This is a genomic window from Parageobacillus galactosidasius, assembly GCF_002217735.1.
Taxonomy (GTDB): domain Bacteria; phylum Bacillota; class Bacilli; order Bacillales; family Anoxybacillaceae; genus Parageobacillus_B; species Parageobacillus_B toebii.
Genome location: NZ_NDYL01000002.1, coordinates 1,489,128 through 1,514,555 on the forward strand (window position 1 = coordinate 1,489,128; position 25,428 = coordinate 1,514,555).

Sequence of the window (25,428 nt, forward strand, 5' to 3'; positions counted from 1 at the left end):
GTTCTTGCGCTGTCACCTTTAAGGGGAGGAGAGAATGAACCACATCTGTTCATTTTTCTAATTCTGAGGCAACATTTCCTTTATTGTTTCGTATAAATACGGTACAGAATGAAACGCGTATAATTTTTTTACAATATTGCCGCGATCAAATAAAAGAAGGCATGGAACGCTTTCAATTTTCCATGCAACCGCACGATCTGGCATATAATTAATATCGGTCTTGTAAAATGGAATATGCGGAAATAGTTCCTCGACAACCTGGAGCATCCGCTCCGCAAGCTGGCAAGTGCCGCACATCGGTGTATATACATAAAGACAAGCCATATCTTTTTTATTAATAATGTCATCTATTTCTGGTAACTCTACTTTTTTCATTGCTGCTTTCACCTTTTTAATAAATAATCGTAATGGACATCAAAGTTCGCGCGTAATAATACTTGGGCAATATGCCAATTCGGCGCTGCAGCCACTTCACGGTACATTCGGTCAATATATATATGTTCCGCTTCAGGAAATTCACGGCGAAACTGTTTTCGTAATTTTTCCCCCGCTTCATCGGCATCCACTAATATATACACTTCTTTATAATAGAGCTCCTCAATCAGCTCTTCCAGTCTGGCATCACTAATCGTCCCGTTTGTACAAATAATTTCAACTGGTTCATTAATAATGTTTTCAATTTTTTGTTTGTCGGAACGCCCTTCCACAATAATCACTTTTTCGATTTCTATCATTATTATCACCTGATTAGTTGAAAATGTCATTCATTTATTATATGGAAAAACAATACGATGGTTTCCACATGGATAAGGAAAGGAAACGAGACTATAGTCGTTTTTGCAAAATAAAGAAGAAAAGCAACGGCATAGCACCGTTGCTTTCGACCCCAACCAGCCTCACCGTCGCAATCGACATACTGTTGATCTGGTCCAACGGTGACGGTTATTTGCTTATCAATTCGCCTATTTTGTTGCTAACTTGCGACAGAGAAACATGACCTTCATATAAATCATGTTCTATATCCTTTGTTTCCGCTGCCATACGGGCACCCTTTGTAAACCTCTTTATGTATAGGGTGCCCATCGTTCGCGTGATCAACCGTGGTGATTGGGTGTATTATTATCCTTCTTTTACCATTTCTTCATATTGCTCTGCTGTTAATAAATTGTCGATCTCGCTCATATCATAAGGCTCGACAACAATCATCCATGCTTTTTCATACGGTGATTCATTCACATATTCTGGATTATCATTTAATTCTTCATTCACTTCTACTACTTTACCGCTAATTGGCGCATAAAGTTCGGAAACAGTTTTCACTGATTCGACGCTGCCGAATGGCTCGTTTGCTGTAATTTCCGCACCTACTTCTGGCAGTTCAACGAAAACGATGTCACCGAGCTCCGATTGTGCAAAATCAGTAATACCGATGCGTACTTTATCTCCCTCAACACGCACCCACTCATGTTCTTCAGAATAGCGTAATTCCTTTGGTGTATTCATAATCGCACCCCTTCATAATAGATTATATTCTTTTTAATAATAACCGATTTTGCCAAAAAACTCACTGAACTCGTTACATTTGTTTAAAGAATTTTTCGTATTGCTCTTCGTTAAATCCAACGATGACATGATTTCCATCTGTTAAAATCGGGCGCTTGATCAACATGCCATCGGAAGCAAGAAGCTCAAGAAGCTCCTCTTCCGAAGCAGTATTCACTTTATCTTTTAGCCCTAACTCGCGATATTTCATACCACTTGTGTTAAAAAACTTTTTCAGTGGAAGCCCGCTCTTGCGATAAAGTTCTGTCAATTCCTCTTTTTTCGGCGGGTTTTCGACAATATGTACTTCCTGTACCGTGATACCATGCTCATCGAGCCATTTTTTCGCTTTTCGGCATGTACCGCACTTTGGATACCAATAAAAGGTTAACGACATATTGCACCATCCTTTGCAAATAAAAGTACCAGGATAAAACCTGGTACTTTCCATTATTACACAATATAACGTTCTGCTTCAATGAGCGCCGCTGCCGCTTCACGTTTTTTCGCGATGATATTGATTGGAGTATAGCGCGTCAATTTGCGCAAAGCGGCCAACATCATGCGCAACATATCGCCTTGCTCTACTGCGATAATGGTTTCTTTCGCGTGCGCCTCGATTTCGTTGAACGCTTCTTGGCAGAAAATTTGCGTATAAAGAAGTTTTTGTTTGTTTTTCTCTACTCCGGTGTTTTTAATTGCTTTTTCTGTACGAAGCAGAGCAGATTCCATCGCGTAAATATTCGCAACAATGTCGGCAATGTTTACTAAAATTTCCTGTTCATTTTCCAATTTCGGGCCGAATTTTTGTGCTGCTAATCCCGCCGTCATTAATGCGATTTTTTTCGCGTTGCGTACTAAATATTTTTCTTGTTCAAGTACGCCGTCACCAACTTCTTCCGGCATAAGCATCATTAATTCTTCTTGAAGCTGTTGCGCTTTTTGAAGAAGTGGCAGTTCGCCTTTCATTGCTTTTTTCAAATACATTCCAGGAACTAATAGACGGTTAATTTCATTCGTTCCTTCAAAAATACGGTTAATCCGAGAGTCACGGTAAGCCCGCTCAATTTCGTATTCTTGCATAAATCCATAACCGCCGTGAATTTGTACACCTTCGTCAACAATATAATCTAATGTTTCTGTTGCGAAGAATTTGTTTAGCGAACATTCGATGGCATATTCAGCAATCGATTTCGCAATTTCTTTTCCGTCTTTTGCTTTTTCCTCATCAAGAAGGCTCATCCGTTCGTCAAATAAACCGACCGTACGATAGACGGAACTTTCTGTTGCGTACAACCGGGATGCCATTGTCGCAAATTTTTCTTGTGTTAATGTAAACTTAGAAATCGGTTGTTTAAATTGTTGACGTTGGTTCGCATATTGAAGCGTAATTTCCAGCGCCCGTTTTGCACCGCCAACCGCACCGACTCCTAGCTTATAACGGCCGATGTTTAAGATGTTGAACGCTATAACATGGCCTTTTCCAACTTCCCCAAGCAAGTTTTCTTTCGGAACAGGCACGTCTTGTAAAATTAATGTACGTGTCGAAGAACTTTTAATTCCCATTTTCTTTTCTTCCGGTCCAGTAGAAACACCAGGGAAGTCACGCTCGACAATGAATGCGGAGAAATGTTCGCCGTCTACTTTTGCGTATACGACAAATACATCCGCAAATCCAGCGTTCGTAATCCATTGTTTTTCACCGTTTAAAATATAATGTGTACCTTCCGCATTTAATCTTGCTGTTGTTTTTGCACCTAATGCGTCTGAACCAGAACCAGGCTCTGTTAACGCATATGCAGCAATTTTTTTACCAGTCGCTAATGCCGGCAAGTATTTTCTTTTTTGTTCTTCTGTTCCGAACAAGGCAATTGGAAGTGATCCAATTCCGACGTGCGCACCATGAGAAATCGAGAAACCGCCGGCAAGCGCCATTTTCTCTCCGATCAGTGCAGAACTGATTTTATCAAGCCCTAAGCCGCCGTATTCTTCCGGAATATCCGCGCTAAGCAGCCCGAGTTCCCCTGCTTTTTTTAGCAATTGCACAGAACGGTCAAATTCGTGATTTTCTAAATATTCTAATTGTGGAAGCACTTCGTTTACAACGAAATCTTCCGTTGTTTTTGCAATCATTTTATGTTCGTCTGTAAAATCCTCCGGTGTAAACACACGTTCACAAGGAATGTCTTCAATAAGAAAGCTTCCGCCTTTAATCGCATTTTCTAATGCTTTCGCCATTCGTAACTCCTCCCCTTGATTTTGTATATAATCGGGCGGAAATGATACCGCCCATTAAATTAATTCAAATACTCCTGCTGCGCCCATACCGCCTCCAATACACATCGTGACAATTCCGAACTGTACATTGCGGCGGCGCATTTCATAAAGCAACGATAACGTCAGTTTTGCGCCTGTACAACCAAGCGGATGGCCAAGCGCAATCGCTCCTCCGTTTACATTCACTTTTTCCTCATCTAGCCCAAGCTCGCGAATCACTTGGATCGATTGAGACGCAAACGCTTCATTTAGTTCGATTAATCCGATATCGGAAAGCTCTAACCCCGCAAGTTTTAACGCTTTTGGAACCGCAGCAACCGGACCGATTCCCATTACTTCCGGCGGTACACCGGCAACAGCGAACGAACGGAATTTTCCAAGCGGTTTTAACCCTAGCGATTCTGCTTTTTCACGGTCCATCACCATTACCGCAGCGGCCCCATCGCTCATTTGTGAAGCGTTCCCGGCTGTTACCGTTCCGTTGACCGAAAATGCCGGACGGAGTTTTGCTAAAGTTTCCATATTCGTATCTGGGCGTACCCCTTCGTCCTCTTCGAAAAGTATTGTTTTCTCGACTAGTTTATTATTTTCTACTTTTCGAACGGTTACTTCTACCGGGACAATTTCATCCTTAAATTTGCCTTCCCGAATCGCTTTTGCGGCACGCTGATGGCTTCGTACAGCAAACGCGTCTTGGTCTTCACGGCTTACCCCATACTTCATCGCCACTTGTTCGGCTGTATGTCCCATTGACATATAATACTCTGGAGCTTCTTCTGCCAGTTTCGCATTTGGACGTATCACATGCCCCATCATTGGAATAAGGCTCATCGATTCCACACCGCCAGCAATAACCGTATCCGAATGGCCAAGCATGATCCGCTCTGCAGCGTAAGCAATCGCTTGCAAACCGGACGAGCAATAACGATTAATCGTAATGGCAGGAACCGTGTATGGAAGCCCTGCAAGCGCCCCGATGTTTCTCGCAATGTTTAATCCTTGCTCCGCTTCCGGCATCGCACACCCAATAATAAGGTCATCGATATTTCCTTCATAATTCCCCGCGCGTTTCAACGTTTCCTTTACAACGAGCGCGCCTAAATCATCTGGACGCACATGGGCGAGCGTCCCTTTTTTCGCCTTTCCGACCGGCGTGCGCGCCCCAGCTACAATCACCGCTTCTCTCACAATCTTCCCCCCTGTTTTTTCATATATGCTAGTTGCGCAACGGCTTTCCTTTAACAAGCATATGTTGCATTCTTGCTTGCGATTTCGGTTCGCCAACTAGGCTTAAAAATGCTTCGCGTTCTAAATCAAGCAAATACTGTTCATCCACTTCCGTACCGTATGGAACTTTTCCGCCGGCGATGACATACGCAAGTTTTTTCGCGATTTTTAAATCATGTTCACTAATGTATCCAGAATGATACATCGACTGCGCTCCAAGCAACATTGCCGCATAACCTGTTTCACCAACCACAGGTACTTTTTTGCGAACCGGCGGGCGATAACCTTGATCGTAAAGAGAAATCACCGCTTGTTTCGCGTCATGAAGCAAATGATCACTATTCATCGTAATGCCATCTTGTTTACTTAAGAAGTTCCATTCGCACGCTTCCGCTGCTGAACTTGATACTTTTGCCATTGCGATCGTTTCAAACACTTTATTCGCCACTTGTTGCAAATCGACATTAACTCCGTTTGGCAGACTGTTTAAATATTTAATATAAAGTTCTTTATTTCCGCCGCCGCCAGGAATGAGGCCGACACCAACTTCCACAAGCCCCATATACGTTTCCGCCGCGGCTTGAATGCGTGATGATGGCAAACAAATTTCCGTTCCGCCACCGAGTGTCATCGCAAACGGTGCAACGACCACTGGTTTCGGGCTATACTTAATATTCATCATCGCTTGCTGGAATTGGCGAACAGCAATCTCAATTTCAAAATAGTTGTCATCTTGTGCTTCCATTAAAATCATCGCAAGATTTGCGCCGACACAGAAGTTTTTCCCTTGGTTTCCGATGACAAGCCCCTTATAGTTTCGTTCTACTTCTTCAAGGGCATAGTTAATCATTTGAACAATATCCGTGCCGATCGCGTTATTTGGCGAGTGAAACTCTAACAACGCTACATCATCGCCAAGGTCAATTAAACTTGCGCCGCTATTTTTCTTAATAACGTCTTTTTGCTCTTTCAAGCGCTTAATATGAATGACTTTCGGGTTTTCTTTAATCGGTTTGTATTCTCCGTGGTCGTAATAGAATGCTTGCCCTTTTTCCGATTTATAGAAAGAGGTGAATCCATCCGCAAGCATATCCGTTACCCACGAAGGAATTTCAAATCCTTCTGCTTGCATTTTACGAACAGATTGCTCAACACCGATTGCGTCCCACATTTCAAACGGACCGAGCTCCCAGCCAAATCCCCATTTCATCGCACGGTCGATAGCGACAATGTCATCAGCAATTTCACCGAGCAATTTCGCAGAATAGAGAAGAACTGGGGCAGTAATGTTCCAAAGGAATGTTCCTGCACGGTCATCCGCATATACAAGCGCTTTCAACTTATTGGCAAGCCCTTTTGCTTGTTTGCTCATTTCTACTGCCGGGGTTGTTAACTTTTTACGCGGCTCATATTCCAACGTTTCATAATTAAGCTCTAAAATATCTTTTCCTTGCTTCAAAAAGAAGCCTTGCCCCGATTTGCTGCCGAGCCAGCCTTTTTCGAGCATTGCTTTCATAAAGTCCGGAACGCGGAATGCCTCTTTTTCTTCTCCTTCTACTTTTTCAAATACATTGTTGGCAACGTGAATAAATGTGTCTAATCCAACTACATCAAGCGTACGGAATGTCGCGCTTTTCGGACGGCCAATCAGCGGCCCGGTAATCGAATCTACTTCTCCGACGCTGTATCCGCCTTTCATCATTTCTCTTACAGTGACTAAAAGTCCGTACGTGCCGATTCGGTTCGCAATGAAGTTTGGCGTATCTTTTGCCATCACAACGCCTTTGCCAAGAACCTCTTCTCCAAATGTTTTCATATATGAAACCACTTCTTGGGCTGTATCTTTTGTCGGGATGATTTCAAGCAGCTTTAAGTAGCGCGGTGGATTGAAGAAATGCGTTCCTAAAAAATGTCTTTTAAAGTCCTCAGAACGGCCTTCTGCCATTGCTTCGATGGAAATGCCCGAAGTGTTTGAGCTGACGATCGTTCCCGGTTTTCTTACCTCATCTACCCTTGCAAATACACTTTTCTTAATTTCTAAATTTTCCACGACCACTTCAATAATCCAGTCCACTTCAGCAAGACGATGAAAATCATCTTCAAAGTTTCCTACTTCAATAAGGGCAAGATTGGACTTTGACATAAGCGGCGCTGGCTTTTGTTTCAATAACTTTTGCAACGCTTGATTGACAAGGCGGTTGCGCACTTCTTTATGTTCAAGTGTTAGCCCTTTTGCTTCCTCTTCCTTCGTCAGCTCACGCGGGACGATATCAAGAAGCAACGTCGGTATCCCCACGTTCGCTAAATGCGCCGCAATTCCCGAACCCATCACACCAGATCCGAGCACAGCAGCCCTTTGAATGCGTTTCACCATTCCTTTTCCCCCTCACACATTGAATGAATAGTCATTCATTTTATGCTGAAAAAAAATATGCCATTAAAATTGTTGCTATATTAAATATAAAATATGTTAATAATTTTCGCAATATATAAACTTAACAAATTTTGTATTCATAAGAAATTATTTTTTGGTGACGATAATAAAAGGGGGTGAGACTGATGGCAAAACTGAAAAAGAACCCTTCGGAAAGAGCAGTCAGCGCAGCAAGCGTAAAGGGTAACGCTGGTCCAACTGTGGAAACGGACGGCGGAGGAAAAAAGACGAGCCAAAACCAGCAATATAAGCGGCATAATATGCAGGGTGAATGAGTAAATAACTTTTGCATAAACAAGGTAATATAAGCAAAGCAGAGGCAGCAAAACTATCTCAAAGCCAATATTCTTCACAAACGTGCTTGCAAAGCCTTTTAGCACAAGAGAGCTCACTGCTGCAAGACCGTTCTCTTCAAAAAGTGTGCAAGATATACATCCCGATATGAAAAAAGAGGATGTCCAAAAGTGTTCAGTAGCTTTTTGCTTTTCGGACACCCTCTTTTTTTTGTAAAAAACAAGAAAATGATTCTCCTTTTGGTATAATAAGTATGGCCAACAACCAGAAAGAAAAAGACTGGATTCAAAAGGTCGATTCAGCAATTTTTGAACCAGCCTCTTTTTGTTTTTATTTACGCAACACGCCTTTTAAAACGAATGCAACGTTTGCTGGCCGTTCCGCAAGGCGGCGCATAAAGTAACCGTACCAGTCCGTTCCGTATGGAACATAAACGCGCATCGTATATCCTTCACGCGCAAGCTGTTCTTGCCGCTCTGGACGAATTCCGTATAACATTTGGAATTCGAACTGGCTATTAGGAATGTTATATTCTTTGACAAGCTGCTTCGTATATTCAATGATGGCGTCGTCATGGGTCGCTACCGCTGTATAGTTTCCATTTAATAAATGCATCTTAATGATTTTTTTAAAGTTTTCATCGACATCTTTTTTATCTGGAAACGCCACTTCCGGTGATTCCTTATATGCCCCTTTGACAAGGCGCAAATTTGGGTGGTAATCTTTTAAATCTTCGATATCGGATACCGTACGGTACAAATACGCTTGCAATACCGTTCCGACATTATCATATTCTTTTTTCAACTGTTTAAAAATATCGAGCGTTTTTTGACAGCGAGAATAATCTTCCATATCAATCGTGACAAAAACGCCGTGCTGTTTCGCTGTATCTAAAATACGCCGCATATTGCGCATCACAAGCTCGTCTGAAATATCAAGCCCCATCGATGTCATTTTTAACGACAATTGTGAATTAAGCTTTTCTCTTCCAATCGCTTCAATCGCCTCGATGCAATGGTTCGCCATCTCGTTCGCTTCTTTTTCATTGTCCACGAATTCTCCTAAATAATCGACCGTAACAGCCAACCCTTTTTTATTTAATTGTTTAATCACTTCGACAGCCTGTGCGATCGTTTCCCCTGCAACAAATCGGGAGGCCCCAAAGCGCAATCCATATTTTTTCGCCAATTTAGTTAATGTCTTATTTTTCGATAAAAACAAAAAAAAGTCGCGCATCAATTGCTCCATCGTTGTACCTCCTTATTCCGCAAACGCATTCGTATTTTTATTGTAGCATGTTTTATTATTATTGAATATCTTTTTTCGACAAAATTCTTCCCTGTGTATAGTTTCCGACAAAATGAACAATCTACAACTGAAACATTCAACTTTGGAAAGGAGCACGATGTATGCAACAACAAATGAACATGCAACAACAAACGGTCATGCCGCAGCCGCCGCAAATGGTTTCAACGAAAGATGCGCTTTATTTTACAGACATGCTGTCTTGGAATTTGCTTGCCATGAAAAAAGCGCACTTTTTTGCATCGCAATGCCAAGATAAAGAAGTGGCACAAGCGCTTGAAAAAGCTGGTCAAATGCATCAACGCCACTATCAAAAAATTTTAAGCCACCTACAAAATCCAAGCCAGCCTAAAATGACAATGCAATAACAATCGGGAGGAATGATCATGAACCAAAACCAAATTCAAAATCCAGAAACGCAAATACCAAAAACACCGCAAATGAATGATCGCGACTTTCTTAACGATATGTTAACAACAGAAAAATATATGACTTCCTCATATAACGTCTTTTTGCATGAAGCAAGCCATCAACAATTATATCAAGATATGATGAATATTTTTACGGAGACACAAAACTGCCAACGTGAGTTATATAACTTAATGTTCAAAAAAGGCTGGTACAAGCTTGAAGCAGCTGACCAGCAAAAATTGCAACAATCGTATCAGCAATTCCAAGGATACACAAATCAATTCCCATATCAAAATACAGTTCAGTAATACTAAACCTTCAGGCAGCGAAAAAGCCATGATTGCACACATCATGGCTTTTTCGCATTCGCTCGCTTCTTCATTCCATTATTTGATTTCCTCAACCAACTGCTTCATTTGCTCCTTCGCCTCCAGATAAAGCTCACTCCAATGTTTGGCGAGACTAGGTGCTGATATGTTTCCCGTTACAAAGCGCCCCGCGTATTGCGAGGACGCTCTTTCTCAATACCAGAATCCACTATACGGATAATAAGGAGGGTATGGATAATACGGTCTTGGACGATAGAAAAGCGGCAATGCTAGGGTACTGCCGAGCAATCCGCCTAGAAAGCCGCCTAAAAACGGACCTCCGAAAAATACTCGTGGATATACCATCGCTATTCCTCCTTCCCAAAAAATAAAACTGGACACCAACATGTTATGTCAATGAAAGGCAAAAGGAGCTGGGAAGCTGCCCACTCTTTCACAAGCTTTTCTTAAAATATGGATTTGAAAAAGTTCAAAGCCTGCCATGTAACCGGCAGGCTCAAACAATGTTTATTACCAATAAGGGAATCCGTATCCGTAACCGCCATAACCGCCATAGAACGGGCCTGTTAGCGCGCTGCCCAGCAGGCCCCCTAAAAAACCGCCAAAGAACGGAGCACCAAAACCAAAGCCCCACGGACGGCCAAAACCAAAGCCCCATGGGTGGCCGAATCCAAAGCCCCATGGACGCCAACCAAAGCCCCATATTCTCGTATCTTGTAAGTTTATATCATTCATGTTTGTCTCTCCTTTGCTGATTGTTTTCTTCCCTTTCAATATATGTAGGACAAACGCCGAGGGCATGGGCGATTGACCGTTTGGACAAAAAATAGGCTGCCTAGACGCTCTAGGCAGCAATGAAAACCATTATCGAACGACTTTAGACATTTCCGCAATTGAATCGAAGAGGATATCGACTGCTGTTTCCATCTGGTCCTCTGTCATTGCTAACACTGGAATAAACGTGATCACCGGACCGAGCGGACGAATGATCAATCCGCGTTTTCGAGCTTCTAGAATAATACGATGTTCGACCATTTCGGAGCGCGGGAAAATTTGTTTCGTGTTTCGATCTTGAACAATTTCAATTCCTACCATTAATCCTTTTTGACGAATATCCCCAACAATTGGAATTTCATAAAGCTTCTCTAGCTTTTTTGTCAGCCTTTCTGCTTTTTTTCTTACGTTTTCTACAAGATTTCGTTTTTCGATGAGTTCAATATTTTTTAAAGCGACAGCACAAGACAACTGATTGCCTGTATATGTATGACCGTGATAAAATGTCTTGTCTTCATCGACTTCTCCTAAAAACGCTTCATACACTCGATCCGTTGTTAATGTGGCAGCTAGCGGTAAATAACCACCTGTAATCCCTTTCCCTAAACAAACGATATCTGGCGTTACTTGTTCCTGTTCACAAGCAAACAGCGTGCCCGTTCTTCCAAACCCGACGGCGACCTCATCGCAAATAAGCAGCACCCCATATTTTCGACAAAGTGTTTCAATGCCTTTTAAAAATCCTTTTGGATGTGTAATGATGCCCGCAGCCCCTTGAATGAGCGGCTCCACGATCACGCCGGCGATTTGTTCATGTTCACGCTCTAACACATCTTCAAGTTGTTGTAAACAATATCTGACAATCTCCTCTTCATCGCCATATTCGTCCATACGATACACATACGGAGAAGGAACTTCGATTCGTTCAAACAACAGCGGCTTAAAAATGCGATGGAATAAGTCCATCCCGCCGACACTCACAGCGCCAACCGTATCACCATGATACGCTTCCTTTAAAGAAACAAATTTATTTTTTGCCGCATATTTAACTGGATCGATGTTTTTCCAATATTGATACGCCATTTTTAACGCAATTTCCACAGCGGCAGCTCCCGTGTCGGAATAAAACACTTTCGAAAGCCCCGGCCAAAGCTCAATCAACTTTTTCGCTAATAAAATCGAAGGCACATTTGCCGACCCAAGCAATGTCGAATGCGCGATCGTTTCTATCTGCATGTGCAAAGCTTCATTTAATTCTGGATCATTATGGCCGTGGACGTTTACCCATAATGATGCATACCCATCCAAATATTTCTTCCCATTGACATCAAATAAGTAACTTCCTTGCCCACGCTCAATAATCAGCGGATGTTCTTGCACATATGTTTTCATTTGGGTAAACGGGTGCCACACATACTCTTTATCCCATTGTTCTAATTGTTCATAACTATACCGCAACAGAAAGCACCTCCTGTAACAACTGCTTTTGCTTATTATTCTTTAGCCAACGCTCCGCCAACGCCATCATCGTATGCTTCGTCACCTTCGCAAGAGATGGCAGTGTGGCGATGACCGGCAAATCTAACATTTTCTTTATTGTTTCAATATTATTAACATGAATGATGCTTTCGGCATTAAATTGATTAAAAATCAACCCAAGAACACGAATACCTTGCTGCTGTGCGTAAGATACGGTTGTCACCGTATGATGAATCGCGCCAAGCCCTGCTAAGGAAACGATGATAATTGGAATGTTGCATTCCCGAATCAAATCGTTGGTCATATAAAACCCTTGTTCCTTCTCTATTAACGGAACAGCTAAACCTCCCGCCCCCTCAACAAGAACGATATCGTATTGGCGTTTCCATTGTTCGATTTTTTCCGCTATCAATGCCGGGTCAATAGTGGTATTCGTTAATGTTGCTGCTAAATGCGGCGAAACGGCGGGTTCCATATAATATAGCCCTTCTGATTGCGGCAATCCAACAACTTTCTCGTACCAATATTGATCTGCAAACGAAACCCCATCTTCCGCCAAGCCGGTTTGAATAGGCTTAAATATTTTTGTATTCAACCCTAACTTTTGGAAAACAAAAGCAAGAAAAGAGGTTGCCACTGTCTTGCCAATCTCTGTTCCTGTTCCGGTGATAAATATTGCTTTTCCCATCAGGATGCCACCTCCTGCTTACGAATGACGATGTGAATACGCGGCAGTATACGTGCAACAAGCACGGAACAAACCGCACATAACAGCAGATCTCCCGGCACAGGAAGCACAAAGCCAAACCATAACGTTTGCCCAATAGTAAGCGGCTTTTCCACGATCCATTTCATCGCCATGTACAACCAGGCACATCCGAAGCAATAAACAACAAGAAGAGTAGACAAATTCGCTAGAAAAATAGCAGCCGCTTTACGAAATTGAAAGGTTTTCATCATCCATCCATTGACATAGGCCCCCACAACAAAGCCGATCAAATAACCAAACGTCGGCTTCAACACATAGCTAGGTCCTCCGCCTTCCGCGAAAACTGGCGCTCCCGCAAGACCGATCAGCACATAAACAAGCTGGCTCAACATCCCAAGCTTCGGCCCTAATAAACATCCCGCTAAATAAACGGAAGCGATTTGCAACGTAAACGGCACATAGGGAATCGGAATTTTGATAAACCCGCCAATGGCCGTAAGCGCGGCAAACAGCGCCGTCAGCAACAATGATTTTGTTTTCATTTCTCTCCCTCCAATCCCATATTTTTTCTCTTATTTTGCCTGACAATCTATTAAATGTCAACTTAATTTTATTTATAGGTTAACATATAGATAAAAAGAAAAACTGTACTCCGGCGATCCAAGCTCACTGGACGAAGAACATAATTTTCCACCAGCCAAATGATATTTCCGATGCGCACAAGGATAGGGCAAACAAAAATAAAACGGCTAACCATTCTTTCTAAGGTTAGCCGCTGAATGCCATTATTCGATGCCTTTTTCCACTTCATTGATCATTTCCGCAACAGAAATGAGGCCGCCGCCGGCAAGATACCAATAGTTCGGATTTAAATAAATGATGCGATTGTTTTTATAAGCGTTTGTCTTTTTCACCAGCTCGTTTTCAATCGTTTGTTTTGCCGACGGTTTTCCTGCCACTACTGCATCGCGATCCACCACAAATAAATAATCCGGGTTTTTCTCAGCAATATATTCAAATGAAATGCTTTGGCCATGTGTCGATACTTCAATATTCGCATCGACCGGTTTAATGCCAAGCACGTCATGAATAATCCCAAAGCGGGACCCTGGGCCGTATGCGCTTACTTTTCCGCCAGTCGTGAGCACAATAAGCGCTTTGCCGCTCGTTTTTTCTGCCTTCGATTTGACCGCTTCGATTTGTTTATTAATGCTTTCTAATTCCTTTTCGACTTCTTTTTCTTTTCCAAAGATTTTACCTAACGTTTTCATATTATTCGCGAAAGAGTCTATATAGTTTTTCGTATCAATTCCCATATAAACCGTTGGGGCAATTTCGGCGAATTTTTCATAGGAATTGGCTTGGCGTCCAGAAATAACGATTAAATCTGGAGCGATTTCATTTATTTTTTCAAAATCTGGTTCCATCAACCCTCCAACGTTTTCATACTTACTATCTTTATATTTTTCAAGATAAGATGGAAGGTTGGCTTTCGGAACGCCGGTCACTTCAACACCAAGCTTATCCAATGAATCAAGAACGCCGAAGTCAAAGACAACGACTTTCTCTGGTTTTTTCTTTACTTTTGTTTCCCCTAATTCATGCTTGATCGTTATTTTTTCACTATCGTTTTTCGGGTTCGAGCTGCTTGCGTTTTTTGCATTGTCTTCGTTCCCGCACGCTGCCAGCAATATGGCAGTGAAAAGCGCCACGAAAATCGGCAACCAACGTTTTTTTAGCATCACAGATCCCCCTTGTTTTTATATCATAATAATATTTATTTTCAACAGCTTTCCCGCACCTTTCCGCGAGGGGCGCCCAGTCTCGCGAAATATATGCGAAAAAAGCTATATGAAAAACAGAGTTATGCAAAATAAACACATATTTTCTTATCATGGATCGTTTCAATATGAACGTCCATATCATAAATGCCTTGCAATACGCCATTGCTCATAATTTCTGATGCTGTTCCCTTGCGAACCACTTTCCCGTTTTTAAGGGCAACAATATAATCAGAATAACAGGACGCAAAATTAATGTCGTGCATGACAACGACGATCGTTTTTCCAAGTTCATCCACCAATTTTCGCAATACTTTCATCATTTGCACACAATGTTTCATATCTAAATTGTTTAACGGCTCATCGAGAAAAATGTAGTCTGTATCTTGCGCGAGCACCATGGCAATATACGCGCGCTGTCTTTGTCCGCCGCTCAATTCGTTCAAATAACAATCTTGCAAGTCCTCCAGCTCCATATACCGAATCGCTTCTTTGACATACTCCCAGTCTTCGCGCGTCAGTCTGCCGCGTGAATACGGGAACCGTCCAAAAGAAACGAGTTCTTTCACCGTCAGCCGGATTGCAATATGGTTTGATTGTTTTAAAATGGAGATCTTTTTCGCCAATTCATCGCTTTTATATTGGCTAATTTCTTTTCCTTCAATTCTGACTTCGCCGCGGTCTTTATCGATAAGACGGCTCATAATCGATAACAGCGTGCTTTTTCCCGCACCGTTCGGCCCAATGAGCGATGTTAATTTCCCAGTCGGGATCGTAATCGACACGTTGTCAACGACGTTTTTTCCACCGTATTGCTTATAAACCCCTCTTACTTCTACCATGCTTTCCTCTCCCTCAATAAAAGATATAAAAAGTAAATTCCGCCAATTAAATTCACTATCACCGTTATCGGCGTGGAAAATGTGAACACTCTTTCCACTAACAGCTGCCCGCCAACTAACGCAACAACGGCAAACAGCATCGCGCCAACAAGCAAGTAACTATGCCGGTATGTTTGCAAAAACGTATACGCTACGTTCGCCACAATGAATCCTAAAAACGTAATCGGACCGACTAACGCAGTAGAGACGGAAACAAGCACGGCAACGACAATGAGCAACCGCTTGACGGTTTTTTCATATGGAACGCCTAAATTAACCGCATGCTCTTTTCCTAGCGAAAGCACATCTAAATAACGTATGTAAGAAACGATATAGCCAATCATCAGCGCAATGACAATGCCTGCCACCAATAAAAGCTCTGTTTTCATATTGTTAAAGCTCGCAAACATGCGATCTTGAATCACAAAAAATTCGTTCGGATCGATTAAAAATTGCATAAAGGATGTCACGCTTTGAAAAAATGTCCCCATAATCATTCCAACAAGGAGGAGAAAATAAATCGTCTGCTCTTCTTGTTTAAATAAAATGGAATAAAGCAATACCGCAAATCCCACCATGAACCCGACGGAAACGAGAAACTGCACGTTCGCGTTCATCATTGTCAGCGTCGTCGACCCAAAAATAAATACAACAAACGTCTGAATCAACATATAAACCGAATCAAACCCGATAATGCTCGGCGTTAATATCCGGTTGTTCGTGATCGTTTGAAAAATGACGGTAGAAGCGGCAATCGCACATCCTGTCAACACCATAGCGGCAATTTTTTCACTTCTTGACCGAAAAACATAGTCCCAGTTGCCTTTGACATCCGTAAACAAAAACACCATAATCAGCGACAAAGCGGCAATGCTTAACACGATCAGCTTCCTTTTGTTAGACATATTGCTTTCTTCTCCTTACTAACAAATACAAAAATACGCCGCTGCCAATGACTCCTACCGTCAAACCGATTGGGATTTCATACGGATAAATAACGACGCGCCCGAAAATATCGCAAGCCAACACGAAAATTGCTCCTGACAATGCCGTCAGAGGCAGGACTTTCTCTAAATGATCTCCATAATATAATGTGACAAGGTTTGGAATAATCAATCCTAAAAACGGCAGTGTCCCGACCGTCAGCACCACAACAGAAGAAGTAGCAGCCACGATGATTAATCCGACATTGACGATGGACCGATAATGAAGGCCTAAATTTGTCGCGATTTCTTCTCCCATTCCTGCTATCGTAAAACGGTTCGCATACATATAAGCGACAATCATAAGCGGAACACTTAAGTAAAGCAGTTCATACCGCCCTTTTATAATCATGGAAAAATCGCCATGCAGCCATGACGAAATGGATTGGATTAAATTGTACTTATACGCGAAAAATGTTGTCATAGAACTGATGATATTGCCAAACATTAAACCGACAAGCGGAATAAAAATGGCGTCTTTATATTTCACTTTTTCAAGTATTCTCATAAAAATCATCGTACCGGCAAAAGCGAATAAAAATGCGACCGTAACTTTCAGCAGCGGACCTGCGGAAGCGAACAAAATCAATGACACTAAAATTCCTAACCTTGCACAATCCATCGTCCCCGCCGTCGTTGGCGAGACAAACTTATTTTGGCTTAACTGCTGCATAATTAGCCCGCAAATACTCATGCTGGCACCCGCAATAATAATGCTGATCAACCGCGGAATCCGGCTGATTATTAATACTTCTACGTCATCCGCTTTCAACATCAGCAAATCGGCAAGCGAAATATGCTGGACACCGATAAATAAAGATGCAACTGCTAATATGACGAATAATATAAACAGCTTTTTCATCGTTTTTTCCTCTAATGCACCCTAAATGATTTTAATAATTATTATCAATTAAAATTGTATTAAGACAATCTCCTATTGTCAACATTTTTATGAAAAAGATTCTCATTATCATAAAAAAAGGGACTGGCCAACTAAGAAGCACAGTCCCTCCAAATACCTATATACTTATTTATGTTGAATAATTTTCGTTCCGCAGCGGCAAAGGATAGAATGTTTCAACCGGCGAATCGGTTGATGGCATTGTTCGCAAATCACTTGTTTTCGCATGTTTTCGCTCTCCTTTAACTGTTTACGAATGATTATTGTTATCATTTATTATACATATTATTTTTAAATAATCAATATCAAATTATAATTATTTTAAATAAAAGAGATGCGATTCATATTAATTTGGATGGAAACAATGAACATGTTATAATAAATATTGGAATATTCTAACGAAAAGGGGATGAACCGATGTACGATATCGCCATTATCGGAGCTGGTCCTGCGGGGGCAAGCGCTGCCATTTTTACCGCAAAAGCAGGAAAGAAAACAGTATTAATTGACAATGACAAAAGCATGACAAAGCGTGCCTGGATCGAAAACCATTATGGCGTTATGGAAACTACAGGGCCGGATTTAGTCGAAACCGGGAAAAAACAAGCAGCAAAATTCGGAGCAGAACTTGTCGTTGGCCAAGCCACCAACATCGAAAAAACAGAAAACGGCTTCCGCATTCAAACAGACAACGGTACGTTTGAGGCAAAACACGTTATTTTGGCAACAGGAATAGCAGTCGATCTTGCCGAAAAAATCGGCGTGAAAACAAAGCCAGGAACCGAGCCGCGCATTAAAACAATTATTGATGTAGATGAGAACGGACGCACAAATATCGATGGAATTTGGGCGGCCGGAACAGTGGCTGGCGTCAGCGTACATACCATTATCACCGCTGGCGATGGAGCGAAAGTGGCCATTAACGTCATTAGCGAATTAAACGGTGAACGGTATGTGGATCATGATGTATTAAAAACAAAATAAAAGCTGCCCACAAATGTGGGCAGTTCTTCGTTTATTATCCCTTCTCGATGCTTCGATACTTTCCCTAATAACAATAACGGGTCTCTCTCTTCGTCTTTCCTCAAATCGTCCGTCACTTCGCTCAATACATCGTAAATTCTCCAATATAGGAGCTATGTACATTAGAATGTCCATTTACCCATTGGAAATTTACATAGTTGTCCGGCAAACGGACGGAAAAGATCTTCTTGCTCTCTTGTCAAAATGTTGAAGGCAAATTAACTTGGTCGGTAACAAACACTAAATCGAGCAATTGTGTAAAAAAGAACCCGTATCATTGTATAGGGAATGATACAAGCTCTAATGATCAAGAATTGATTTTTTTAGTCGTTGGAAATAATGACTTTTAATGCTTTTTCTTTTGCTGCGTTGCCAAATACCTCATAAGCTTTCATAATGTCAGAAAAAGCAAAGCGATGTGTAATTAATTGTTCCGGTTTCAATTTTTTCGACTCCACCGTTTTTAATAACATCGGTGTAGAAGTCGTATTGACAAGGCCGGTTGTTAGCGTAATGTTACGGATCCATAATTTTTCAATATGAAACTCCACATTTTTTCTGTCTAGGCTTTGATCTCCTTTGATGATGAACCTAATAAATTCTCATCAAAGCCAAAATCTTAAATACATCAAATTGTCTCGGGCTGATCAATTAAAATTAGGATGCTTTGCATTACTTAATAGAAAAACAACTGTAAATCATACTAATTCTCTTTTATCAGGAGTCATATGCATAAATCAGACGTTTTTTTTAATTAAATGAAGATGCAAAACTCATAACGGATGCATAAATGCACATAAAAATCCGCCACCTTGAAAATCATTCAGCAGCCAAACCAACTACCAAGGGATGGACACTATCATGATTTTCAGTTGGAGCGATAATATTGATAACAGCTTATGCATTTTCGTACATATGGCAACTTAATTATCTGAATAGTTGTTATATTATTTTAAATATGATTTTATTATAAATATATTTTTATAATTATTATAAATAAGTATTGACTTTAATTTGAAAAATGTTATCATTTGTTATGAAGACGAAAATGAAAATAGGGGGAAATAAATGATGTCAGATAAAAAAAAGCTCACAACTAGTTGGGGAGCACCTGTTGGCGATAACCAAAACTCGATAACGGCCGGTAATCCCGGACCGACATTAATCCAAGACGTACATCTTCTTGAAAAACTGGCAAATTTCAATAGAGAACGCGTTCCAGAACGTGTCGTCCATGCGAAAGGCGCAGGTGCGCATGGTTATTTCGAAGTAACGAACGATATGTCGAAGTACACAAAAGCGAAAGTGTTTAACGGTGTTGGCAAACGCACACCTGTGTTCGTCCGCTTCTCTACTGTCGCCGGTGAATTGGGATCTGCGGATACCGTCCGCGACCCGCGCGGTTTTGCGGTGAAGTTTTACACAGAAGAGGGGAACTACGATATTGTAGGCAACAACACACCAATTTTCTTTATTCGTGATGCGATTAAATTCCCGGATTTTATCCATACACAAAAACGCGATCCGCGTACACATTTGAAAAATCCAACAGCAATCTGGGATTTCTGGTCTTTATCTCCGGAATCTTTGCACCAAGTCACTTATTTGTTTGGGGATCGCGGCATTCCGCTCACTTACCGTCATATGAACGGATACGGAAGCCATACATTCAAATGGGTGAATGAAGACGGCGAAGCGGTATGGGTAAAATACCACTTTAAAACAAACCAAGGCGTCAAAAACATGGATCCGGAACTAGCGGTTAAAATCGCCGGAGAAAATCCGGATTACCATACGGAAGATTTATATAACGCCATCGAAAAAGGCGACTATCCATCTTGGACATTATATGTGCAAATTATGCCGCTAGAAGACGCAAAAACATACCGTTTCAATCCATTTGACGTCACAAAAGTTTGGTCACATAAAGATTATCCGTTAATTGAAGTCGGCCGTATGGTATTAAACCGCAATCCGGAAAACTACTTTGCCGAAGTCGAACAAGCAACATTCTCACCTGGAAACTTAGTTCCTGGCGTTGAGCCGTCACCGGACAAAATGTTGCAAGCCCGTTTGTTCGCTTATGCGGATGCGCACCGTTACCGCGTCGGCGTGAACCATAACTTGCTTCCGATCAACCGCCCGCGCGTGGAAGTAAACAATTATCAACGTGACGGCTTCATGCGTTTTGATAATAACGGAGGCGGTTCGGTCAACTACGAACCAAACAGCTTCGGCGGACCGACAGAAGTGCCAGAACATAAGACGACCCCATTCCCGGTATCCGGCGTGGCAGAAAGCGTGCCATATGACGATGATGATCATTATACGCAAGCAGGAGACTTATACCGTCTCATGAGCGAAGAAGAAAAAGCGCGTCTCGTGAAAAACATTGTCGAATCATTGAAACAAGTGACAAAAGAAGATATTAAATTGCGGCAAATCCGCCACTTCTACAAAGCAGACCCTGATTATGGACGCCGCGTTGCGGAAGGACTTGGCTTGCAAATCCCGGATGACGTGACAACAAACGCATAATCATCTCGGAAAAAGGATAGACGTTGCCAGCGTCTATCCTTTTCTTTTTCTTCACAACATAATGTTTACATTAAACATAAAATAGGCCATTTTTGTTCGGCATGCGTATCGCATGCCAATCGGCAAGCCACAGCTTAGCGGACTTGCCAGGACAGCGACGGATCAATCGCTACGAAATAGTGAAATGCTCCCTTACTACATGTTTCTTATAATCCTGCAGATCGTTGCAGGCGTTTGGCAATTTCGAAAAAGTCTTCTGCTGATACTCCTGGAGCAAATGCTTCTGGAATTTCCTCCAACTCTGGAACCGGCCCTCCCTGCGGAATCCCTTCAATCACTTCTAGCGGCTGTCCATCAAGCGGATGTGTTCCTTTCCAAATTTGGGCAATATCCTTATAATATTTGTCACTAAACGTATAAAGCCGGCGATGGACCCCTTGTTCTTCAAACTTCCGCGCGATGTCAAATTTCTTATTATCTAAATTTGGAATCGGAAGCATCTTCGTGACATCGACCCCTGTGGCTACTTCGAGCGCCTTCGCGTAAGCAACGATATGAACACCGCCACGGACGAGCAAATATCCTACCATTTCGCGCGCCACCGGATGGTCTGTCATTTCATAAACACGCATTTTATTCGCTCGCGCTCCGCACTCAAGGAAAAAGTTATGCAGCAAATCGAGAATCAAATTCCCGCTGCTAAACACATAATCCCCTGTCCACGCTTTTCCCATCGAGTCTCCAGGAAACGCTGTTTGCGCTGTCGCGATAAAATGATACGTATTCCGTTTATCCACCGCGTTTCTCATTGGAGCAATATCGGGATCTCCCGGGTGAGTGGAACCAGTGAGACATAAATTAATAGCCGTCGACACAAGCTCCACATGCCCGAACTCTTCAGCGGCGATGCTGGCAATCAAATCATAAAACGGCTTAAGTTTTTTCTTTTGCCGGAAATTAAACGATTGAAACAAATAATTATTTAATGTTGACATTTCTCCAAAACGCCCGCCGAGCAATTCCTGTACTGCCGCTGCTGCGTTTGCATCAGCGTATTTCGGCTCCGGCAGCTCAATGGCTAGTTTATCAATTCTTGTAAACAAATGATCTTCCTCCATTTCCGTCCAATTAATCTCCAAAATAGTCTGTTGTTTCGCCATTTTATCAATTGGTTAGGCGAATCCAAACGATCTGCTGGATGCGGATGAATAACGTGGTCCGGTTGGAAGACAGGATGATATGGTCCGGTCTTACCTCCCTTAACACCCCTTGCACACTGCCGCGGGCAGTCTCCACGACCACTTCCCTTCCGACGATGGACTGCAACGTCTGGTACACGTATGGATCGACCAATGCCACCAATTGAGGTGACGAAGGATATGAATAATGAGGCTGATTCATTGTCATTTCCTCTCCTTTCCCAGTTGTTATGCTTCGGTAACAATTGTATGAACCTGTTGGGCGGTTGGTTACTGTAAATTATCACTTTATTTCGGAACAAAAGAGCCATTTTTTTGCACATTCCTTCAGAAAGCCCTCTCCCCTTTTCTGAAAGAATGTGCTAAATTTTTTGTGAATTATTTCGGAAGAGAAAATCCATCGATTCAGAGGAGGGGGAGGAGGACGTGATTCAATTTCATGACTTTGGCATTGACGTCCAAACGTATGCAGAGCGTGGAAAAGAAAACGACTTCCCTCTTCTGACACAGTGTCCGCATTGCCGGGCCAAGCGCCCGTTACACAGCTCAGCGAAGGTGTTTTGCAAGGCTCGAAACAAATCAAGTTCGATCTCTTTCCATGTCAACGAATTTGTGGTAAGATGTTGTTGAATATTCATAGGACTCTCTCCTCCTGTTTGATGGTGTGGTCAATGATCATCTTACCAGGGAGAGGGTCCTTTTTCATGTTTCCTGCTTGGGATCCTACCGCGCTTTGCTTGGTGGCCCCGATGAGGGGGATTGCGAACCTACGTTCCCAACCCCTCATCGGGGAATTCTAAGAATTTCTCCCACAAACATTTTACTCACACAACGTATTGCAAAACGTATAACGAATGCATAAATGCACACACAAAAAATTATGAAAAAAGCCGGCATCTGCCGGCTCCTTGATTATCTATATACTCTAACTTTTACAGTTCTGACGCCCCATTGGATAGCTTTTGCTTTTGTAGGCATGAATACATCAATTTTGTTTCCTTTGATTCCGACTCCTTTATCCGCTGCAACCGCATAGCCGTAACCTTCCACATAAACCTTTGAACCTAGTGGAATTACCTTCGGATCAACGGCAATTGCTTTAATCGAAGGGTTTTTCTTTAAATTTAAGCCTGTAGCTGTTATTCCGCTGCAGCCTTTGCAGTTTACTGTATAAGCATATGCTTTAACGGTGAGTGTTTTGTACGCTACTGTTTTGGCTGCTGCCTTTTTTACCGTAGTTTTAGCAGGCGCTTTGGTTGCCGTTCCTGAAATCTTTAAAACCTGTTTTGGTCTGATCAAATCGCTTTTAAGGTTATTCCAGCTCTTTAGCTGGCTGACAGTCACTTTATACTTTTTAGCTATGCCCCAAAGAGTATCACCACTTTTTACCTGATATGTGCCCGCTGCCGATGCAGCTCCTGAAAATCCGAACGCTAGAAAGATTGATGAAGTAATATATAATAGTAGCTTTTTCAAGATACTACTCCCTCCTTGCTTAAATTCGTAACAATAGAATACTTGCTTGGATTCGTACTAGGATTCGTAACAGTATAATATCAATAAAATATAACAATTATGTTTCATAGAGTTAGTAATTATGTTACAAAACGAAGACATAATTGTTTCTTGGCTTTTAGTTCCGCAAGCATCCGATAGACCGTATTAAAATTGCTGAAAATTTCTTAATATGAATAGCCCAGAAAACTTATTTCAGAATAACAACCAAGCACACTTTTAAACTATCCAGCCCAATCATCTAAGAAAATACTCTCTCTAGAGAGCAACAAAAAAGACAGATCTATAATTGATCTGCCTCAGCTTGTCAGCTTTGTCTACAAACTGAAAACATGGGGCAAAACCCATGTTTTCAAACTGTTGAAGAATATCTTTGAATCCATTTCAGCACCGCATCCGGAACCGGCTGTAGCTGCGGACATGGTCTGCCTAACAAATATCCTTGGCCGAAATGAACGCCAAGCCGTCTTACTATTTCCAATTCCTCGAAAGTCTCGATTCCTTCTGCAATAATTTGGCAATTGATTTTCTGCGCAAATCCTGCCAACGTCTCCAACAAAATTTCTTTAATCTTGTCGCAGCCGATATGATGAATAATCGAACGGTCAATTTTAATGTAATCGGGGCGCAATTCAGCAATTGCTTGCAAAGAAGAATAGCCCGCTCCGGCATCGTCAATTGCAATTTGGTATCCCTGGTTCCGATAATGATCTAACGCTTTCGTGAAAGACGCGTAATCATCGATGGACTGGCGCTCTGTAATTTCAAACACAACGTTTTGTGGTGTCAAATTCATCTTTTCGAGGAAGGCCAATGTCTGTCCAGGGGTAAACTGTGGATCGTGAATCACATTGGCATTAAGATTGATGAATAATTTCCAGTTCGAATCGTGTGGCAAAAATCCCTCAATTGCCCGCTGACGGGCGGCTGTTTCCAATGCATACAGCTGATTTTCTTTTTCCGCAAATTCCCACAGGCGATTCGGGGTCGCAAAATAACTCGCCTGCGGACCGCGCGCTAGCGCTTCATATCCATAGATGCTCCCAGTTGAAAGAGAGATAATCGGTTGATAATGAGCCGCTATCTTACGCCCAGCAAGTATATCACGAAATTCCATCTGCAAGCGTCTGAATTCCGCGTCCGTTTTGTTTCTCGCTTCGTGAATTGCTTCTTTGATCGCATCATACAGCAAGCTTTCGGCTGTTCTTCCTGTGCTAGGATCCAACACCGCCGTCCCAGCATAAAGTTCAATCGAATCGCCAGACAATGCGATTGATTCATTTAATTTCTTTCCAAACATGGTGCTAATCTCATGTGCCAAGCGAAGCAAACCCATTTTCGCCCAATTTGCATCTCCCTGCTCCGCACGGACAAACAACAAAACATCATCGCCAAACATTCGGTGGGTCAACAAACCGAATGAGTCGGACATTTCCGCTTCGAAAATCAATTGTTTCCATACTTCAAGCAGCTTTTGGCACGCTATTGGTCCATGTCTTTTTTCTATTTCCCTAAAACGTTTTATATCTAAATAAATAAGCCCTACAGGATGTTTGTTTAAATATTTATCTATTTTCGCCGTAAGATTTTCGCTATTCAGGCTGTCGGCGAGCAACATAATGGAAGCGAGCTGATCCGCCATCCTTAAGGCCCCTTTCGAACCAAAACAGCACATTGCTGATGTGTTTAACATTATCATAACATAACCGGTATTGCGGAATCTTAAAGGTTTTGTAAATGTTTGTTAAGTTTGTGTGCATCTATTAGACCAATCCCTAAATGCAACTCCTCAGCCCAACGGACTTAATACTTTGCATCACATCTTT

The 25,428-nt window shown here is 42.0% G+C and carries 27 protein-coding genes and 3 pseudogenes; 6 read left to right on the forward strand and 24 right to left on the reverse strand.

The annotated features are described in order from the left end of the window. Window positions 1–57: 57 nt before the first annotated feature. The 8 genes and pseudogenes from B9L23_RS17205 to B9L23_RS17235 all read right to left on the reverse strand — a co-directional run bounded on the left by B9L23_RS17205 (window position 58) and on the right by B9L23_RS17235 (window position 7,420). Window positions 58–375, reverse strand: coding sequence for a thioredoxin family protein (locus tag B9L23_RS17205; RefSeq protein WP_081189142.1), 318 nt, complete (start codon window positions 373–375; stop codon window positions 58–60). An 8-nt stretch (window positions 376–383) separates the two neighbouring features. Further along, window positions 384–734 carry a toprim domain-containing protein gene (locus B9L23_RS17210; RefSeq protein WP_062678344.1) on the reverse strand — a complete coding sequence of 117 codons (351 nt, stop codon included), beginning with the start codon at window positions 732–734 and terminating at the stop codon, window positions 384–386. Window positions 735–760: 26 nt separating this feature from the next. After that, window positions 761–961 (reverse strand): annotated as a pseudogene (locus tag B9L23_RS20185) (hypothetical protein); the annotation flags it as partial. 158 nt (window positions 962–1,119) lie between these two features. After that, window positions 1,120–1,503, reverse strand: a complete 384-nt coding sequence (gene gcvH / locus B9L23_RS17215) for a glycine cleavage system protein GcvH (RefSeq protein ID WP_015865000.1) — start codon at window positions 1,501–1,503, stop codon at window positions 1,120–1,122. A 73-nt stretch (window positions 1,504–1,576) separates the two neighbouring features. Then, a complete protein-coding gene (locus B9L23_RS17220) occupies window positions 1,577–1,939 on the reverse strand; it encodes an arsenate reductase family protein (protein WP_062678345.1) in 363 nt (120 codons plus the stop codon). A gap of 56 nt (window positions 1,940–1,995) precedes the next feature. Beyond that, window positions 1,996–3,780: an acyl-CoA dehydrogenase family protein gene (locus B9L23_RS17225; RefSeq protein WP_089098071.1), complete on the reverse strand. Its 1,785-nt coding sequence runs from the start codon at window positions 3,778–3,780 to the stop codon at window positions 1,996–1,998. Between the two features lie 54 nt (window positions 3,781–3,834). Next, window positions 3,835–5,007, reverse strand: a complete 1,173-nt coding sequence (locus B9L23_RS17230) for an acetyl-CoA C-acetyltransferase (RefSeq protein ID WP_089098072.1) — start codon at window positions 5,005–5,007, stop codon at window positions 3,835–3,837. A 28-nt stretch (window positions 5,008–5,035) separates the two neighbouring features. Beyond that, window positions 5,036–7,420, reverse strand: a complete 2,385-nt coding sequence (locus B9L23_RS17235; protein WP_062755791.1) for a 3-hydroxyacyl-CoA dehydrogenase/enoyl-CoA hydratase family protein — start codon at window positions 7,418–7,420, stop codon at window positions 5,036–5,038. Between the two features lie 185 nt (window positions 7,421–7,605). Here B9L23_RS17235 and B9L23_RS17240 point away from each other — a divergent pair, with 185 nt between their 5' ends. Then, window positions 7,606–7,755 (forward strand): YuzL family protein, encoded by a 150-nt coding sequence (locus tag B9L23_RS17240; protein WP_015865005.1) that lies wholly within the window; start codon window positions 7,606–7,608, stop codon window positions 7,753–7,755. 349 nt (window positions 7,756–8,104) lie between these two features. Here the strand turns inward: B9L23_RS17240 and B9L23_RS17245 are convergent, their stop codons facing one another. Next, window positions 8,105–9,022 (reverse strand): proline dehydrogenase family protein, encoded by a 918-nt coding sequence (locus tag B9L23_RS17245; RefSeq protein ID WP_089098073.1) that lies wholly within the window; start codon window positions 9,020–9,022, stop codon window positions 8,105–8,107. A gap of 161 nt (window positions 9,023–9,183) precedes the next feature. On the opposite strand from B9L23_RS17245, the gene B9L23_RS17250 reads away from it, so the two are divergent. Both B9L23_RS17250 and B9L23_RS17255 read left to right on the forward strand, forming a co-directional pair. Next, window positions 9,184–9,447: a hypothetical protein gene (locus B9L23_RS17250; protein ID WP_015865007.1), complete on the forward strand. Its 264-nt coding sequence runs from the start codon at window positions 9,184–9,186 to the stop codon at window positions 9,445–9,447. Window positions 9,448–9,465: 18 nt separating this feature from the next. Then, window positions 9,466–9,798 carry a spore coat protein gene (locus B9L23_RS17255; protein ID WP_015865008.1) on the forward strand — a complete coding sequence of 111 codons (333 nt, stop codon included), beginning with the start codon at window positions 9,466–9,468 and terminating at the stop codon, window positions 9,796–9,798. Window positions 9,799–9,876: 78 nt separating this feature from the next. On the opposite strand, the gene B9L23_RS21475 is transcribed toward B9L23_RS17255, so the two are convergent. The 10 genes from B9L23_RS21475 to B9L23_RS17305 form a co-directional block, all read right to left on the reverse strand. Continuing rightward, window positions 9,877–9,966 carry a DUF2573 family protein gene (locus B9L23_RS21475; RefSeq protein WP_121910069.1) on the reverse strand — a complete coding sequence of 30 codons (90 nt, stop codon included), beginning with the start codon at window positions 9,964–9,966 and terminating at the stop codon, window positions 9,877–9,879. A 45-nt stretch (window positions 9,967–10,011) separates the two neighbouring features. Continuing rightward, window positions 10,012–10,164, reverse strand: a complete 153-nt coding sequence (locus B9L23_RS20640) for a hypothetical protein (RefSeq protein ID WP_167317816.1) — start codon at window positions 10,162–10,164, stop codon at window positions 10,012–10,014. Between the two features lie 165 nt (window positions 10,165–10,329). Next, a complete protein-coding gene (locus B9L23_RS17265) occupies window positions 10,330–10,554 on the reverse strand; it encodes a hypothetical protein (RefSeq protein ID WP_089098074.1) in 225 nt (74 codons plus the stop codon). 129 nt (window positions 10,555–10,683) lie between these two features. Further along, complete coding sequence (bioA, locus tag B9L23_RS17270) at window positions 10,684–12,051, reverse strand: adenosylmethionine--8-amino-7-oxononanoate transaminase (RefSeq protein WP_089098075.1); 1,368 nt, start codon at window positions 12,049–12,051, stop codon at window positions 10,684–10,686. Further along, window positions 12,041–12,760, reverse strand: a complete 720-nt coding sequence (gene bioD / locus B9L23_RS17275; protein WP_089098076.1) for a dethiobiotin synthase — start codon at window positions 12,758–12,760, stop codon at window positions 12,041–12,043. The genes bioA and bioD overlap by 11 nt, the downstream gene beginning before the upstream one ends. Beyond that, complete coding sequence (locus B9L23_RS17280) at window positions 12,760–13,323, reverse strand: biotin transporter BioY (RefSeq protein WP_089098077.1); 564 nt, start codon at window positions 13,321–13,323, stop codon at window positions 12,760–12,762. The genes bioD and B9L23_RS17280 overlap by 1 nt, the downstream gene beginning before the upstream one ends. A gap of 243 nt (window positions 13,324–13,566) precedes the next feature. Next, on the reverse strand, window positions 13,567–14,523 hold the full coding sequence (locus B9L23_RS17290; protein ID WP_062755781.1) for a siderophore ABC transporter substrate-binding protein: 957 nt from the start codon (window positions 14,521–14,523) through the stop codon (window positions 13,567–13,569). A gap of 122 nt (window positions 14,524–14,645) precedes the next feature. After that, entirely contained in the window at window positions 14,646–15,404 is a 759-nt protein-coding gene (locus B9L23_RS17295; RefSeq protein WP_089098079.1) for an iron ABC transporter ATP-binding protein, read from the reverse strand. Then, on the reverse strand, window positions 15,398–16,348 hold the full coding sequence (locus B9L23_RS17300) for an iron chelate uptake ABC transporter family permease subunit (RefSeq protein WP_062678356.1): 951 nt from the start codon (window positions 16,346–16,348) through the stop codon (window positions 15,398–15,400). Before B9L23_RS17300 ends, B9L23_RS17295 begins: the two co-directional genes overlap by 7 nt. Continuing rightward, complete coding sequence (locus B9L23_RS17305) at window positions 16,341–17,288, reverse strand: ABC transporter permease (RefSeq protein ID WP_003248209.1); 948 nt, start codon at window positions 17,286–17,288, stop codon at window positions 16,341–16,343. Before B9L23_RS17305 ends, B9L23_RS17300 begins: the two co-directional genes overlap by 8 nt. 456 nt (window positions 17,289–17,744) lie before the next feature. Between B9L23_RS17305 and B9L23_RS17310 the strand changes: the two genes are divergently transcribed. After that, the gene (locus B9L23_RS17310) at window positions 17,745–18,311 is read left to right on the forward strand and encodes an FAD-dependent oxidoreductase (RefSeq protein WP_081189150.1); all 567 of its coding nucleotides are present in this window, start codon (window positions 17,745–17,747) and stop codon (window positions 18,309–18,311) included. 362 nt (window positions 18,312–18,673) lie between these two features. On the opposite strand, the pseudogene B9L23_RS17315 reads toward B9L23_RS17310, so the two are convergent. Then, window positions 18,674–18,907, reverse strand: a pseudogene (locus B9L23_RS17315) (alcohol dehydrogenase); the annotation flags it as partial. Window positions 18,908–19,421: 514 nt separating this feature from the next. On the opposite strand from B9L23_RS17315, the gene katA reads away from it, so the two are divergent. Further along, complete coding sequence (gene katA / locus B9L23_RS17320; protein ID WP_089098080.1) at window positions 19,422–20,888, forward strand: catalase KatA; 1,467 nt, start codon at window positions 19,422–19,424, stop codon at window positions 20,886–20,888. A 206-nt stretch (window positions 20,889–21,094) separates the two neighbouring features. On the opposite strand, the gene B9L23_RS17325 is transcribed toward katA, so the two are convergent. Both B9L23_RS17325 and B9L23_RS17330 read right to left on the reverse strand, forming a co-directional pair. After that, window positions 21,095–21,991, reverse strand: coding sequence for a manganese catalase family protein (locus tag B9L23_RS17325; RefSeq protein ID WP_089098350.1), 897 nt, complete (start codon window positions 21,989–21,991; stop codon window positions 21,095–21,097). Between the two features lie 61 nt (window positions 21,992–22,052). Continuing rightward, on the reverse strand, window positions 22,053–22,295 hold the full coding sequence (locus B9L23_RS17330) for a YuzF family protein (RefSeq protein ID WP_081189945.1): 243 nt from the start codon (window positions 22,293–22,295) through the stop codon (window positions 22,053–22,055). A 218-nt stretch (window positions 22,296–22,513) separates the two neighbouring features. On the opposite strand from B9L23_RS17330, the pseudogene B9L23_RS17335 reads away from it, so the two are divergent. After that, window positions 22,514–22,630: pseudogene (locus B9L23_RS17335) on the forward strand (DUF6431 domain-containing protein); the annotation flags it as partial. Between the two features lie 369 nt (window positions 22,631–22,999). Here the strand turns inward: B9L23_RS17335 and B9L23_RS17340 are convergent. Both B9L23_RS17340 and B9L23_RS17345 read right to left on the reverse strand, forming a co-directional pair. Beyond that, window positions 23,000–23,563 (reverse strand): 3D domain-containing protein, encoded by a 564-nt coding sequence (locus tag B9L23_RS17340; protein ID WP_089098081.1) that lies wholly within the window; start codon window positions 23,561–23,563, stop codon window positions 23,000–23,002. Between the two features lie 391 nt (window positions 23,564–23,954). Continuing rightward, window positions 23,955–25,244 (reverse strand): EAL domain-containing protein, encoded by a 1,290-nt coding sequence (locus tag B9L23_RS17345; protein ID WP_089098082.1) that lies wholly within the window; start codon window positions 25,242–25,244, stop codon window positions 23,955–23,957. Window positions 25,245–25,428: the final 184 nt, after the last annotated feature.

What these genes read in the sequence shown, in the direction of transcription:
- B9L23_RS17205 (WP_081189142.1), bottom strand. Translation starts at nt 375, where the DNA reads ATGAAAAAAGTAGAGTTACCAGAAATAGATGACATTATTAATAAAAAA.
- B9L23_RS17210 (WP_062678344.1), bottom strand. Translation starts at nt 734, where the DNA reads ATGATAGAAATCGAAAAAGTGATTATTGTGGAAGGGCGTTCCGACAAA.
- gcvH (WP_015865000.1), bottom strand. Translation starts at nt 1,503, where the DNA reads ATGAATACACCAAAGGAATTACGCTATTCTGAAGAACATGAGTGGGTG.
- B9L23_RS17220 (WP_062678345.1), bottom strand. Translation starts at nt 1,939, where the DNA reads ATGTCGTTAACCTTTTATTGGTATCCAAAGTGCGGTACATGCCGAAAA.
- B9L23_RS17225 (WP_089098071.1), bottom strand. Translation starts at nt 3,780, where the DNA reads ATGGCGAAAGCATTAGAAAATGCGATTAAAGGCGGAAGCTTTCTTATT.
- B9L23_RS17235 (WP_062755791.1), bottom strand. Translation starts at nt 7,420, where the DNA reads ATGGTGAAACGCATTCAAAGGGCTGCTGTGCTCGGATCTGGTGTGATG.
- B9L23_RS17240 (WP_015865005.1), top strand. Translation starts at nt 7,606, where the DNA reads ATGGCAAAACTGAAAAAGAACCCTTCGGAAAGAGCAGTCAGCGCAGCA.
- B9L23_RS17245 (WP_089098073.1), bottom strand. Translation starts at nt 9,022, where the DNA reads ATGGAGCAATTGATGCGCGACTTTTTTTTGTTTTTATCGAAAAATAAG.
- B9L23_RS17250 (WP_015865007.1), top strand. Translation starts at nt 9,184, where the DNA reads ATGCAACAACAAATGAACATGCAACAACAAACGGTCATGCCGCAGCCG.
- B9L23_RS17255 (WP_015865008.1), top strand. Translation starts at nt 9,466, where the DNA reads ATGAACCAAAACCAAATTCAAAATCCAGAAACGCAAATACCAAAAACA.
- B9L23_RS20640 (WP_167317816.1), bottom strand. Translation starts at nt 10,164, where the DNA reads ATGGTATATCCACGAGTATTTTTCGGAGGTCCGTTTTTAGGCGGCTTT.
- B9L23_RS17265 (WP_089098074.1), bottom strand. Translation starts at nt 10,554, where the DNA reads ATGAATGATATAAACTTACAAGATACGAGAATATGGGGCTTTGGTTGG.
- bioD (WP_089098076.1), bottom strand. Translation starts at nt 12,760, where the DNA reads ATGGGAAAAGCAATATTTATCACCGGAACAGGAACAGAGATTGGCAAG.
- B9L23_RS17280 (WP_089098077.1), bottom strand. Translation starts at nt 13,323, where the DNA reads ATGAAAACAAAATCATTGTTGCTGACGGCGCTGTTTGCCGCGCTTACG.
- B9L23_RS17290 (WP_062755781.1), bottom strand. Translation starts at nt 14,523, where the DNA reads ATGCTAAAAAAACGTTGGTTGCCGATTTTCGTGGCGCTTTTCACTGCC.
- B9L23_RS17295 (WP_089098079.1), bottom strand. Translation starts at nt 15,404, where the DNA reads ATGGTAGAAGTAAGAGGGGTTTATAAGCAATACGGTGGAAAAAACGTC.
- B9L23_RS17300 (WP_062678356.1), bottom strand. Translation starts at nt 16,348, where the DNA reads ATGTCTAACAAAAGGAAGCTGATCGTGTTAAGCATTGCCGCTTTGTCG.
- B9L23_RS17305 (WP_003248209.1), bottom strand. Translation starts at nt 17,288, where the DNA reads ATGAAAAAGCTGTTTATATTATTCGTCATATTAGCAGTTGCATCTTTA.
- B9L23_RS17310 (WP_081189150.1), top strand. Translation starts at nt 17,745, where the DNA reads ATGTACGATATCGCCATTATCGGAGCTGGTCCTGCGGGGGCAAGCGCT.
- katA (WP_089098080.1), top strand. Translation starts at nt 19,422, where the DNA reads ATGTCAGATAAAAAAAAGCTCACAACTAGTTGGGGAGCACCTGTTGGC.
- B9L23_RS17330 (WP_081189945.1), bottom strand. Translation starts at nt 22,295, where the DNA reads ATGACAATGAATCAGCCTCATTATTCATATCCTTCGTCACCTCAATTG.
- B9L23_RS17345 (WP_089098082.1), bottom strand. Translation starts at nt 25,244, where the DNA reads ATGGCGGATCAGCTCGCTTCCATTATGTTGCTCGCCGACAGCCTGAAT.